The organism is Bradyrhizobium sp. LCT2 (assembly GCF_009931255.1).
In the GTDB taxonomy this organism is placed as follows: Bacteria; Pseudomonadota; Alphaproteobacteria; order Rhizobiales; family Xanthobacteraceae; genus Bradyrhizobium; species Bradyrhizobium diazoefficiens.
The window spans coordinates 6,058,151-6,071,619 of sequence record NZ_CP034432.1; the positions used below are offsets into that span (position 1 = coordinate 6,058,151).

8 protein-coding genes are annotated in these 13,469 nt (G+C 63.0%); all 8 read right to left on the reverse strand.

The annotated features are described in order from the left end of the window. Positions 1-57: 57 nt before the first annotated feature. Entirely contained in the window at positions 58-1,380 is a 1,323-nt protein-coding gene (locus EI171_RS29110; RefSeq protein WP_161535364.1) for an NAD(P)/FAD-dependent oxidoreductase, read from the reverse strand. 48 nt (positions 1,381-1,428) lie between these two features. Continuing rightward, positions 1,429-3,705 carry an NADP-dependent malic enzyme gene (locus EI171_RS29115; RefSeq protein ID WP_161535365.1) on the reverse strand — a complete coding sequence of 759 codons (2,277 nt, stop codon included), beginning with the start codon at positions 3,703-3,705 and terminating at the stop codon, positions 1,429-1,431. 68 nt (positions 3,706-3,773) lie between these two features. Next, on the reverse strand, positions 3,774-4,499 hold the full coding sequence (gene phbB, locus EI171_RS29120; RefSeq protein ID WP_028170815.1) for an acetoacetyl-CoA reductase: 726 nt from the start codon (positions 4,497-4,499) through the stop codon (positions 3,774-3,776). A 123-nt stretch (positions 4,500-4,622) separates the two neighbouring features. Beyond that, entirely contained in the window at positions 4,623-5,795 is a 1,173-nt protein-coding gene (locus EI171_RS29125) for an acetyl-CoA C-acetyltransferase (RefSeq protein ID WP_161535366.1), read from the reverse strand. Between the two features lie 57 nt (positions 5,796-5,852). Continuing rightward, positions 5,853-7,187, reverse strand: coding sequence for a dicarboxylate/amino acid:cation symporter (locus tag EI171_RS29130; protein WP_202633024.1), 1,335 nt, complete (start codon positions 7,185-7,187; stop codon positions 5,853-5,855). A 45-nt stretch (positions 7,188-7,232) separates the two neighbouring features. Beyond that, positions 7,233-8,978, reverse strand: a complete 1,746-nt coding sequence (gene lpdA / locus EI171_RS29135; protein ID WP_161535367.1) for a dihydrolipoyl dehydrogenase — start codon at positions 8,976-8,978, stop codon at positions 7,233-7,235. 17 nt (positions 8,979-8,995) lie between these two features. Further along, a complete protein-coding gene (locus EI171_RS29140) occupies positions 8,996-10,564 on the reverse strand; it encodes a dihydrolipoyllysine-residue acetyltransferase (RefSeq protein WP_011086502.1) in 1,569 nt (522 codons plus the stop codon). A 23-nt stretch (positions 10,565-10,587) separates the two neighbouring features. Further along, positions 10,588-13,275 carry a pyruvate dehydrogenase (acetyl-transferring), homodimeric type gene (gene aceE, locus EI171_RS29145; protein ID WP_161535368.1) on the reverse strand — a complete coding sequence of 896 codons (2,688 nt, stop codon included), beginning with the start codon at positions 13,273-13,275 and terminating at the stop codon, positions 10,588-10,590. Positions 13,276-13,469 lie beyond the last annotated feature (194 nt).

Genomic DNA, 13,469 nt, shown 5'->3' on the forward strand with positions numbered 1-13,469 from the left:
GGCACCGCGCCATGTGCATAACGGCCCACACGACATCCATTCTCTCCGCGACCGCAATCAGTGGAGCTTCACATGCGGTTCGGTCCGCCGCGTGATCAGGCGGGCCAACGTGTCGAGCGCTACCTTCACCGAACCATGCAGGGCGTGCTCGTGCATCTTGTACAGCGACAGGTACATCATCCGCGCGAACAGCCCCTCGAAGACCAGGCTGCCGCCCACCAGCGCCCCCATCATCGAGCCGACCGTGCTGAACTCGCCGAGCGAGACCAGGGATCCGAAGTCACGGTAGCGATAGTCCTTGATTGCCTCGCCCCGCAGATGCCGCGGGATCTGCGAATAAAGGTGGGACGCCTGCTGATGCGCCGCCTGCGCACGCGGCGGCACGTTGCCCCGGTCGCCCCATGAGCAGGCCGAGCAGTCGCCGATCGCAAAGATGTTGTCGTCCCATGTGGTCTGCAGCGTCGGCCGTACGGCGAGCTGATTGATGCGGTTGGTTTCGAGGCCGGCGATATCTTTCAGGAAATCGGGCGCCTTGACGCCCGCCGCCCAGACGATCAGTTCGGCGGGAATGATCCGTCCGTCCGTCAGGCTCACATGGTCCGACCCGACTTCGGAGACCTTGGCGCCCACCAGCAGGTCGACGCCGAGCTTGATGAGCAGCTTTTCTGTCTCTTTCGAAACCCGTTCCGGCAGCGCGGGCAGCACCCGGTCCGCGGCTTCGATCAGCGTGATCCTGATGTCCTTCTGCGCATCGACCTGATCGAGACCAAAGGCCACCACTTCCCGGGTCGTCCGGTGCAGTTCCGCCGCAAGCTCGACACCGGTCGCACCGGCTCCGATGATCGCGACCTTCAATTGGTGTTCCCCAAGGGGCGAGGATTGGGCATGGGCGCGGATACACGCATTGACCATTCGCTCGTGAAAGCGCTTCGCATCTGCCTGCGATTCCAGCTTGATCGCGTGCTCCGCGACGCCCGGCGTGCCAAAATCGTTGTTCTGGCTGCCGACAGCGATGACGAGGACGTCATAGTCAAAGCTCCGCTTCGGCGTCACCTCACGGCCTTCGGCATCGAGATAGGGCGCCACCAGCACCTGACGGCGCTCCCGGTCGATTCCGATCATCTCCCCGATCCGGTAGCGAAAGCCGTGCCAATAGGACTGCGCGAGATAGTCGACCTCGTGGGCCGCGATATCCATGCTTCCGGCGGCGATCTCGTGCAGCTTCGGCTTCCACACATGGGTGCGGTTGCGCTCGATCAGCGTGACCTCGAGCTTGCCCTTGCGGCCGTATTTGTCGCCGAGGCGGGTTGCGAGTTCCAGACCGCCCGCCCCGCCGCCGACGATCACGACCCGGGGTTTTCCCGATTGCGCCTCACTCATGTTGGCCTCGATCGATCGTGTTCACAGTCCGCCCAGCCGGATCTCCAATCAGTCTCTCTCCGACACCGCATCCGCGGCTGCGACAGCGGCCATGTTCACGATGCGGCGGACGGTGGAGGACGGCGTGAGAATGTGCGCCGGCTTTGCCGCGCCAAGCAGAATGCCGCCGACCGTCAGCCCCTGCCCCGCAGCCATCCGCAGCAGATTGTAGGAGATATTGGCGGCGTCGAGATTGGGCATCACCAACACGTTCGCAGGCCCTGCGAAGCCGGACTCCGGAAACTCGTGGTCACGCACCGATTGCGACAGCGCCGCATCTCCGCGCATCTCGCCTTCCACCGCGAGGTCGGGCGAGCGCTCGCGAATGATCGTGCGCGCTTCGCGCATCTTGTGCGCTTCCGGGACCGCGGAGCTGCCGAAACTCGAATGCGACAGCAGCGCCACCCGCGGCGTGATGCCAAATCGTTTGACTTCGGCGGCCGCCAGCAACGCGATGTCAGCAACCTGCTCGGCAGTCGGATTGAGATTGCAGTGCGTGTCGCAGATGAACAGCTGATGCTGCGGGAGAATGAGCATCTGCATCACGGCGAGGGTCCGCACATCGTCCCTCGTCCCGATCACGTTCTTGATCGCGGCCAGGTGATCGGCGGTTCGCCCGATCACCCCGCAAAGCATCGCATCGCCGATCCCCCGCTCGAGCAGGATCGAGGCGAGCACGGTCGCGTTGCTCCTTGTCTCCGACAGCGCAAGGGCCGCCGACACGCCGTCGCGCTTCCTGCGCGCATGATAAACATCGGCGCATTTGGAATAGACCTGCGCATCGTGCGGATCGATGATCTCGCAGTCCTGTCCGGGTCTGAGCCGGAGACCGAAGGCCTTGATGTGCTGTTCGATCGTCGCCGGCCGGCCAAGCAGCAGCGGCTTTGCGATCCGCTCGTCGGCGATGACCTGTGCGGCCCGCAGCACGCGCTCATCCTCGCCCTCCGCCAGAACAAGGGATTTTCCGCTCCCCTTCGCCACCGAAAAGACCGGCTGCATCGCATTTCCGGACTGGTAGACGAAGCGGCTCAGCTTCTGTCGATAAGCGTCCATATCGACGATCGGACGCCTGGCAACACCCGTATCGGCAGCCGCCTTAGCCACCGCCGGCGCAATCATCTCGATGAGACGTGGATCGAACGGCTTTGGAATGAGATAGTTGCGGCCGAAGCGAAGGTCCTCGCCCTTGTAGGCTGTGGCGACCACCTCTGGCACCTCAGCCATGGCCAGGTCCGCCAGCGCGCGCACCGTCGCAAGCTTCATCTCCTCATTGATGGTCGTCGCGCCACAATCGAGCGCGCCGCGGAAGATGAACGGGAAGCACAGCACATTGTTGATCTGGTTAGGGTAGTCCGAACGTCCCGTGCCGATGATCGCATCGGGGCGGACCGCCAGCGCGTCCTCCGGCATGATCTCCGGAATCGGATTGGCCATCGCGAAGATCAGGGGATCGCGCGTCATCTTCTTGACCATCTCAGGGGTCAGCACCTTGCCGGCCGACAGGCCAAGGAAGATGTCCGCATCCTGAATGATGTCATCTAACTTGCGCGCCTCCGTCTTCACAGCATAGCGCGCCTTGTTATCGTCCATGCTTTCGGCGCGGCCGGCATACACGACGCCCTTGGCATCGGTCACGATGATCCGCTCGCGGCGCAGTCCAAGGCTCACGATCAGATCGAGGCAGGCTAGCGCCGCAGCGCCCGCGCCGGAGCACACCAGCTTGACGTCGGCGATGTCCTTCTTGACCAGCTTCAGTCCATTGAGGATCGCCGCCGCGGCGATGATCGCAGTGCCGTGCTGGTCGTCGTGAAAGACCGGGATCTTCATCCGCTCGCGGAGCTTCTTCTCGATGTAGAAGCATTCCGGCGCCTTGATGTCCTCCAGGTTGATACCGCCAAAGGTCGGCTCCATCCTGGCGATCGTCTCGACCAGCGCATCAGGATTCTCCTCGGCGAGTTCGATGTCGAAGACATCGATCCCCGCGAATTTCTTGAACAGGCACGCCTTGCCTTCCATGACCGGCTTGCCAGCCAATGCGCCGATATTGCCAAGGCCGAGCACGGCGGTTCCATTGGTGACGACGGCGACGAGGTTACTGCGCGCCGTCAGCACATCTGCTTGCAACGGATCCTCCGCAATGACCAGGCAGGGCTCCGCCACGCCGGGCGAGTAGGCCAGCGCCAGATCGCGCTGGGTGGCCATCGCCTTGGTCGGCACCACCGAGATCTTTCCCGGCGTCGGCAGGCGATGGTATTCGAGTGCGGCTTCCTTCAGATCCTGGTCCATCGTATCCCTCGACTTGATTCCCTCGTTCGGGAAGCCGATACGCGGCCTCCCTCTGCTCTCAAGCGGCCTCAGATCATGTGCTGGCCGCCATTCGCCGAGATCGTCGATCCCGTGATGAAGCCGGCATCGTCGGAGGCGAGGAACACGACCGTGCGCGCGATCTCGTGTGGTTCGCCGAGGCGACCGACCGGAATCTGGGGCAGGATGTTCTTGGCCACGATCTCCGGATTGATCGCCTTGACCATCTCGGTCGCGATATAGCCGGGGCAGATCGTGTTGACGGTGATGCCGGCGCGAGCCCCTTCCTGAGCCAGCGCCTTCACGAAGCCGATATCACCTGCCTTGGCGGCGGAATAATTGACCTGACCCATCTGGCCCTTCTGACCATTGATCGAGGAGATGCAAATCACCCGGCCGAACTTGCGCTCGCGCATGCCTTCCCACACTGGCCGCGTCATGTTGAACAGCGAGTTCAAATTGGTGTTGATGACCGCGTACCATTGCTCCGGCGTCATCTTGTGGAACATGCCGTCCTTGGTGATGCCGGCATTGTTGACCAGCACGTCCACCGGACCAAGGTCAGCCTCGACCTGTTTGAGACCCGCGGCACAGGCGTCGTAGTTCGAGACGTCCCATTTGTAGACGTTGATGCCGGTCTGGCCCTTGAACTTCGCAGCCGCCTCGTCGTTACCGGCATAGCTCGCGGCTACCTTGTAGCCGGCCGCCTTGAGCGCGATCGAAATCGCCTCGCCGATACCGCGCGTTCCGCCGGTCACCACCGCAACTCTGGACATGATCTCCTCCTGATCCTGGTCGGTTCAATCTCTATTTGCCGGCGCTCGGCCAGCCGTTGTCGTTCGCGGACGGCGTGGTGCCGTCCGCGATTATCTCCGGTTCCAAAAACCGGCTTTGCTCTTCTAGCGTTCGACCGTTAGGGCGACACCCATGCCGCCGCCGATGCACAACGTGGCAAGCCCTTTCTTCGCACCCCGCTTCTGCATCTCGAACAGCAGCGTCGTCAGCACGCGGGCGCCGGATGCACCGATCGGATGGCCGATGGCGATGGCGCCGCCGTTCACGTTCACGATCGACGGATCCCAGCCCATGTCCTTGTTGACGGCGATGGCCTGGGCCGCAAAGGCTTCGTTGGCCTCGACGAGGTCGAGATCTTTGACCCTCCAGCCAGCCTTTTCCAGCGCCTTGCGCGAGGCCGGAATCGGCCCCGAACCCATCACCGCCGGATCGACGCCGGCCGTGGCCCACGAGACGATCCTGGCAAGAGGCGCCAGGCCGCGCTTGCTGGCTTCGTCCGCGCTCATCAACACCAGAGCGGCCGCGCCGTCGTTGAGGCCCGAAGCGTTGCCCGCCGTGACCGAACCTTCCTTGTTGAAAGCGGGCTTCAGCTTGGCCAGCGACTCCTGCGTCGTGCCGGGGCGGATATATTCATCCTGGTCGACGACGACGTCGCCCTTCCTGGTCTTGACGGTGACCGGAACGATCTCATCCTTGAACCGGCCGCCCTTCTGCGCATCCTCGGCCTTGTTCTGCGAGCTGGTCGCGAACGCATCCTGCTCCTCGCGGGTAATCTGCCATCTGGCGGCGATGTTCTCCGCCGTGACGCCCATGTGATAGCCATGGAAGGCGTCCATCAGGCCGTCCTTCAGCATGGAATCGACGAACTTGACGTCGCCCATCTTGGTGCCGCCCCGCATATGCGACAGATGCGGCGCCATCGACATGGACTCCATGCCGCCGGCGACAATGATTTTGGCATCGCCATTGGCGATCTGCTGCAGCCCAAGCGCGACCGACCGCAGGCCCGAGCCGCAGAGCTGGTTCATGCCCCATGCCGTTTTCTCCTGCGGAATGCCGGCCGCCATCGCGGCCTGCCGCGCGGGGTTCTGCCCCTCACCACCGGATAGCACCTGCCCCAGGATGACTTCGTCGACATCCTCGGGCGAGACCTTCGCGCGATCCAGGGCGCCTTTGATTGCGACAGCTCCGAGCTCGTGTGCGGACAGCGCGCCGAACGCCCCGTTGAAGGAACCGACTGGCGTCCGCGCCGCGGAGACAATTACCACATCCGTCATGACAAACTCCCTTGATAGCCCGTGATGTCCGGGCGGTGATCGGTTGGCACCGTGCCCTTAGCCCGTCGTTACGGCGACCTCGAGGTCGGTCGGATCGATGTTGCGATCGAGTGCGACGCGCAGCTTCTCGCGGTCGAGCTCACCCTCCCACCAGGCGACGACGACGCAGGCAACGCCATTGCCGCACAGGTTCGTCAGGGCCCGACACTCGCTCATGAACTTGTCGATCCCGAGCACGATCGCCATGCCGGGAAGCAACTCGGGCCTGACCGCGGCGAGCGTACCGGCAAGGGTGATGAAGCCCGCGCCCGTGATGCCGGAAGCGCCCTTCGACGTCAGCATCGCAACGACGAGGATCGTCATCTGCTCACCGAACGAGAGATCGACGTTCATCGCTTGGGCGATGAAAAGCGTCGCCAGCGTCATGTAGATGTTGGTTCCGTCGAGATTGAACGAGTAGCCAGTCGGCACGATTAGTCCGACGACGGACTTCGAACAACCGAGAATCTCCAGCTTCTCCATCATCTGCGGAAGAGCGCTCTCCGAGGACGACGTGCCGAGCACGATCAGCAGCTCATCCTTGATGTATTTAAGGAACTTGAAGATCGAGAAGCCGGCGATACGGGCGATGATCCCGAGACCAACGACCACGAACAGAAACGCAGTGAGATAGAAAGTCGCGATCAGGCCGGCGAGATTGCCGAGCGCCTGGGGGCCATAGCGACCGATCGTATAGGCCATCGCACCAAAGGCACCGATGGGCGCGACCTTGACGATGATCGAGATGACGCCGAACATCGCGTGGGCGACGTCGTCGACAAACGCACGGACGGTATGAGCTCGCTCGCCAAGGCCCATCAGCGCAAAGCCGAACAATATGGCGAACAGCAGAACCTGGAGGATTTCGCCTTGCGCGAAGGCCCCGACCACCGTGTCCGGGATGATGTGGAGGACAAAGTCCACCGACTTCATCTCGCTCGCCTGTTTCGCATAACCGGCGACGGCCGCAGCATTCGACTGCCCCTGGAAACCCGCTCCCGGACGCAGCACGTTGGCGACGACCAAGCCCAACGCCAGGGCAAAGGTCGAAACGACCTCGAAGTAGACGAGCGCCTTGACCGCGACGCGGCCGACCTTTTTCACTTCGGAAATGTGCGCAATGCCGGAGACGACCGTACAGAAGATGATCGGCGCAATGGCCATCTTGATGAGCTTGACGAATCCGTCGCCCATCGCCTTGATCCAGTCGTTCTTGGCGAGATCCGGCCAGAGCCAACCGACAATAACGCCAAGCGCGATCGCCACGAGAACCTGAACATAGAGGATCCGATAGAACGGCTTCTTCTGCGTCGCAGTCGCCGTTGCAGAGGTCGCAGTGATTGTTGCGGACACTGTGTTTTCTCCCTGATCTCGCTGTGCCTGCGTTAGCAGGCCGCGCTATTTCTTCTTCTGTGCCGGCAGATCGGTGCAGTGGCCCTCAAAGACCTCCGCTGCCATTCCGATGGACTCGCCGAGCGTCGGATGCGGATGAATGGTCTTGCCGATATCGGCCGGCTCACATCCCATTTCGATCGCAAGGCAGACCTCGCTGATCAGATCGCCCGCATGCGTGCCGACGATCCCGCCGCCGATGACGCGATGCGTCGCCGTGTCGAATAACAGCTTTGTGAAACCCTCGTCGCGGCCATTGGCGATGGCGCGGCCGGACGCCGCCCACGGGAAGACCGATTTGCCAAACTTAATGCCCTCGGCCTTGCACTCGTCCTCGGTCTTGCCGGCCCAGGCGACTTCGGGATCGGTATAGGCGACCGACGGGATCTGTCGCGCGTCGAAATAGGATTTTTCGCCATGGGCGACTTCGGCAGCCACATGGCCTTCATGCACGGCCTTGTGCGCCAGCATCGGCTGGCCCACGATGTCGCCTATCGCAAAGATGTGCGCCACGTTGGTGCGCATTTGCTTGTCGACGTCGATGAAGCCGCGATCGGTCACCGCGACACCGGCCTTCTCGGCGCCGATCTTCTTGCCGTTCGGGCTTCGGCCGACGGCTACCAGAACGAGGTCATAGACCTGCGGCCCGGACGGCGCCTGCTCGCCCTCGAAGCTGACCTCGATTCCGGCCTCGGTCGCCTTCGCGCCGACGGTTTTGGTCTTCAGCATCGCCTTGTCGAAACGCTTCGCGTTCATCTTCTCCCAGACCTTGACCAGGTCACGGTCGGCGCCCTGCATCAGGCCGTCGAGCATTTCGACCACGTCGATGCGCGCGCCAAGCGCCGAATAGACCGTCGCCATCTCGAGCCCGATGATGCCGCCGCCGATCACCAGCATGCGCTTCGGGATCGACTTCAGCAGCAATGCGCCCGTCGAGTCGACGATGCGCGGATCCTCGGGCAGGAACGGCAGCTTCACCGCCTGGCTGCCAGCAGCGATGATCGCCTTGGCGAACTTGATCGTCTTCTTGCCGCCCGCAGTGACCACTTCAAGATGATGCGGATCGAGGAAGGCACCGACGCCGGTCACCACCTCGACCTTGCGGGCCTTGGCCATCCCGGCGAGACCACCGGTCAGCTTCTTGATCACGCCGTCCTTGAACCCGCGCAGCTTGTCGAGGTCGATCTGCGGCGCACCGAACGAGATTCCGTGGTCCGGGAGATGCTTGACCTCATCGACGACGGACGCCGTATGCAGCAACGCCTTGCTTGGAATGCAGCCGACATTGAGACAGACGCCGCCGAGCGTGTCGTAACGCTCAACCAGCACGGTCTTCATGCCGAGATCGGCGGCGCGGAAAGCGGCCGAATAGCCGCCGGGCCCGGCGCCGAGCACCAGCATCTCGCATTCGATATCCGCCTTGCCGGAATGAGATGCCGGGACAGGCGCAGCTGCGGACGACGTAGCGGCAGGCTTTGACGCCGGCGCAGGCGGCGGAGCGGCCGCGGCCCCCGCAGTCTCCAGCACGAGGATGATCGAGCCTTCACTGACCTTGTCGCCAACCCTGACTTTGACCTCCTTGACGATTCCGGCATGCGAGGACGGGATCTCCATCGACGCCTTGTCGGACTCGACCATGATGAGGCTGGTGTCGACCGCCACGGTCTCGCCGGGCTTCACCATGACCTCGATCACCGCAACGTCCTTGAAGTCGCCGATGTCAGGAACCTTCACTTCGATCTGCTGAGCCATGCTGCTCTCCCCCGAACTCAGAACAGCACCCGCCGCAAATCGGCGAGCACGCTGGCGAAGTAGACGTTGAAGCGGGCGGCGGCCGCGCCGTCGATGACCCGGTGATCCCAGGACAGCGACAACGGCAAGGTAAGGCGCGAGGCCCAAGTCTTGCCGTCAGGCGAATGCTGCTTCCAGTATCCCTTGCATACGCCCATGATCGCGACTTCCGGCGCGTTGATGATCGGCGTGAAGTAGATGCCGCCGATGCCGCCGAGCGACGAGATCGAGAAAGTGCCCCCTTGCATCTGGTCCGGCTTGATCTTGCCCTCGCGCGCAAGCTTGGCGAGCGCGTTCATCTCGTTGGCGATCTCCGGCAACGACTTCTTGTCGGCATCGCGGATGACAGGCACCATCAGTCCGTTCGGCGTGTCCGCTGCAAAGCCGATGTGCCAGTAATTCTTGTAGACCAGGGTGTCGCCGTCGAGGCTGGCGTTGAACTCCGGAAACTTTTTCAACGCCGCAACGGCCGCTTTCACCATGAACGGCAGCAGCGAGAGCTTGACGCCGCTCTTCTCCAGCTCCTTGTTCATCTTGACCCGGAACTGCTCGAGTTCGGTGATGTCGGCCTCGTCATGAGTTGTGACGTGCGGAATGACGACCCAGTTGCGATGCAGATTGGCTGCCGAGATCTTCTTGATGCGGCCGAGCTCCTTGCGCTCGACCGGCCCGAACTTCGCGAAATCGATCTTGGGCCAGGGCAGAAGATCGATGCTGCCGACACCGCCTCCGCTCGCCGCCGCAGCCTGCGGCTTGGCGGCGGGCGCACCACCCTTGGCAGAGGCCTCGACGTCCTCACGCACAATCCGGCCGTGATTGCCCGAGCCCTTGATCTTGCCGAGATCGACGCCCATCTCGCGCGCCAACTTGCGCACCGCCGGACCGGCATAGGCCAGCGCGAAGGCTTGTTCGTCGACCCCGGCGGCTTGCACCGCCAATGCCGCGGCTGTCGCCTGTGATGCGGGTGCCAGTGCGGGCGCGGCAGCGTTCGCCGCAGCGGATGCGTCACCGGTCGCGAGCACGAGGATAATCGCGCCCTCGCTGACCTTGTCACCCGTCTTCACCTTGATCTCGCGCACCGTACCCGAGAGCGGAGCCGGCACTTCCATCGTTGCCTTGTCCGATTCGAGCGCAATCAGCGGATCCTCCGCCTTGACGCTATCGCCGGGCTTCACGAAGATTTCGATGACCGGCACGTCCTTGAAGTCACCAATGTCGGGGACGCGTACCTCGGCCACACCGGCCGGCGCGCTGACCGGCGACGGCGGCGCACTGACGACCGGGCGCGTTTCCGCCTGCTCGGCGCCCGCGCCCTCGAATTGCACGATCACCGCACCTTCGCTTACCTTGTCGCCAACCTTGACCACCACGGACTTCACCACGCCATCGCGCGGTGACGGCACTTCCATGGTCGCCTTGTCGGACTCGAGCGCGACCAGCGGGTCCTCGGCCTTTACCTTGTCGCCCGGCTTGACGAAGACCTCGATCACCGGGACGTCCTTGAAGTCGCCGATATCGGGAACCTTGATGTCGATCAGCCCACTCATTGCTCTGCCCTCGGCTCCCAGCCTCACACGGTCCACGGCGCAGCGCGCCCGGCATCGATTTGATATTTGGCGATGGCCTCGGCCACGACCGCGGGCTTGATCGCTCCCTCATCGGCGAGCGCCTTGAGGGCGGCGACCGCGACGTAGTGCCGGTCGACCTCGAAGAATTTGCGCAGCTTCACGCGATAGTCGCTACGGCCGAACCCGCCGGTGCCGAGCACGACGTAGCGGCGCCCCGCCGCCTGTACATATTCCCGGATCTGGTCGGGGTAGTTGCGCATATAGTCGGTGGACGCCACGACCGGCCCCGGATATCCCTTGAGCTGCGATTCAACCCAGCTCTCGCGACGTGGCTCGGTCGGATGCAGCAGGTTCCAGCGCTCCGCCGCCATGCCATCGCGGCGCAGCTCGTTGAAGCTGGTTGCGCTCCAGACGTCCGCGGCCACGCCGAAGTCTGCCTTGAGCAGATGGGCGGCCGCGATCACCTCGCGCAAGATCGTGCCCGACCCGACTAGCTGGACGCGGAGGCCCTTCTTCGCGGTCTCGCCTCCGTTTTTCAGGAGATAGAGCCCCTTGAGAATCCCCTCCTCCGCCCCTTCGCCTGCATCGGCCAGCGCTGGATGCGGATAGTTCTCGTTCATCAGAGTGAGGTAGTAGTAGACGTCCTCCTGCGCCTCATACATGCGGCGCATGCCTTCGCGCACGATGGTCACGACTTCATAGGCGAAGGTCGGATCGTAGGAGATGCAGTTCGGGATCGTGGCCGCGAGCACGTGGCTGTGGCCGTCCTCGTGCTGCAAGCCTTCGCCGTTTAGCGTAGTTCGGCCGGCCGTGCCGCCGAGCAAGAAGCCGCGTGCCCGCATGTCGCCTGCGAGCCAGGCGAGATCGCCGACACGCTGCAGGCCAAACATCGAGTAGTAGATGTAGAACGGGATCATCGGCACGTTGTTCGTCGAGTAGGACGTCGCCGCGACGATCCAACTCGACATCGCACCGCCTTCGTTGATGCCTTCCTGGAATACCTGCCCGCTCTTGTCTTCGCGGTAGTACATCAGCTGGTCGGCATCCTGCGGCCTGTAAAGCTGGCCGACCGACGAATAGATGCCGAGTTGCCGGAACATGCCCTCCATGCCAAAGGTGCGGGATTCGTCCGGCACGATCGGCACGATGTGCCTGCCGATCACCTTGTCGCGCACAAGGGTGCCGAGCAACTGCACGAAGGCCATCGTCGTCGAGATCTCGCGGTCGCCGGTGTTTTCGAGCAAGCGCTGGAACGTCGAGAGTGGTGGAATTTGCAAGGACGCGGATTTCCGCCGGCGTTGCGGCAGGTAGCCGCCGAGCTTTTCGCGCTGTGCCCGGAAATACTTCATTTCCGGGCTATCTTCCGGCAGCCGGAGGAAAGGCACCTTGGCCAGGTCCGCGTCGGCGACCGGCACCTGGAAGCGATCACGAAAGCCGCGCAGCGCGTCCTGCGTCATCTTCTTCGCCTGATGGGCGATCATCTGGCCTTCGCCGGATTCGCCCATGCCGTACCCCTTGACGGTTTTCGGCAGGATGACCGTTGGCTGGCCCTTGTGGTTCACGGCCGCGGTGTAGGCGGCGAAGACCTTCTCGGGATCATGGCCGCCGCGCGCGAGCTGCCAGATCTCGTCGTCGCTCATATCGGATACGAGCTGCTTCGTTTCCTCGTACTTGCCGAAGAAGTGTTCGCGAATGTAGGCGCCGCTCTTGCTCTTGAAGTCCTGGTATTCGCCGTCGACGCATTCTTCCATGAGCCTGAGCAGCAGCCCGCTCTCGTCCTTTTCCAGCAGGCGGTCCCACCCCGAGCCCCATAGCACCTTGATGACGTTCCAGCCCGCACCGCGGAATACGCTTTCAAGCTCCTGAACGATCTTGCCGTTGCCCCGAACGGGTCCATCGAGCCGCTGCAGGTTGCAGTTGATGACGAAGATCAGATTGTCGAGGTTCTCGCGGCCGGCGAGCGAGATGGCGCCGAGCGATTCCGGCTCGTCGGTTTCGCCGTCGCCCATGAACGCCCAGACCTTCCGGTTGGACGTCTCGGCTAGCTTGCGGTTCTCGAGATATTTCAGGAACCGCGCCTGATAGATCGCCATCAGCGGCCCGAGGCCCATCGACACCGTCGGGAACTGCCAGAAATTCGGCATCAGCCAAGGATGCGGATAACTCGACAACCCGTTGCCGCTCGTCTCCTGCCGAAAGCTGAGAAGTTGCTCCTCGCTCAACCGCCCCTCGAGAAAGGCGCGTGCGTAGATGCCGGGCGAACAATGTCCCTGAACGAAAATCAGATCGCCGCCATGGGCATCGGTCGGCGCGTGCCAGAAATGGCCGAAGCCGATGTCGTAGAGCGTCGCAGCGGACTGGAAGCTCGCGATGTGGCCGCCGAGCTCCGAGCTTTCTTTGTTGGCGCGCAGAATAATCGCCAGCGCATTCCAGCGGATGACGGAGCGAAGCTTGTGCTCGATCGCGCGGTCGCCCGGCAGCGCCGGTTGCTGATCCGGCGGGATTGTATTGCAATAAGGCGTTGTCAGCGACTGCTCGATCTGGAGGCCGCTGTGTCGGGCCGCATCGAGCATCGCATTGATGACGAACTCGGCGCGTTCATTGCCGCGGTGCCCGCGGACCGCCGACAGGGCATCAAGCCATTCCCGGGTTTCCTGCGGGTCCTGATCGTGAGCGTCCGCGAGCGTCATTACTTTCTCCATTGCATGCCGAGCCGAAGTCGAGCGCCAAGGTTCATTGCGGCCCGCGTTCATGCGGACGCGCACAATGCCGAACGGGCGATATCCCGGTCGCGTTAGGTCGTGAGTTGAATGTTGGCTGGCATCTGAACGTCCCCTCGCACAGTTTATTTTAGAGCTGTCGCTTCTTTTGACAGGTTATTAAG

Coding starts and splice junctions, on each gene's coding strand:
- EI171_RS29125 (WP_161535366.1), bottom strand. CDS start 5,795: ATGACGGATGTGGTAATTGTCTCCGCGGCGCGGACGCCAGTCGGTTCC.
- lpdA (WP_161535367.1), bottom strand. CDS start 8,978: ATGGCTCAGCAGATCGAAGTGAAGGTTCCTGACATCGGCGACTTCAAG.
- phbB (WP_028170815.1), bottom strand. CDS start 4,499: ATGTCCAGAGTTGCGGTGGTGACCGGCGGAACGCGCGGTATCGGCGAG.
- aceE (WP_161535368.1), bottom strand. CDS start 13,275: ATGACGCTCGCGGACGCTCACGATCAGGACCCGCAGGAAACCCGGGAA.
- EI171_RS29115 (WP_161535365.1), bottom strand. CDS start 3,705: ATGGACCAGGATCTGAAGGAAGCCGCACTCGAATACCATCGCCTGCCG.
- EI171_RS29140 (WP_011086502.1), bottom strand. CDS start 10,564: ATGAGTGGGCTGATCGACATCAAGGTTCCCGATATCGGCGACTTCAAG.
- EI171_RS29110 (WP_161535364.1), bottom strand. CDS start 1,380: ATGAGTGAGGCGCAATCGGGAAAACCCCGGGTCGTGATCGTCGGCGGC.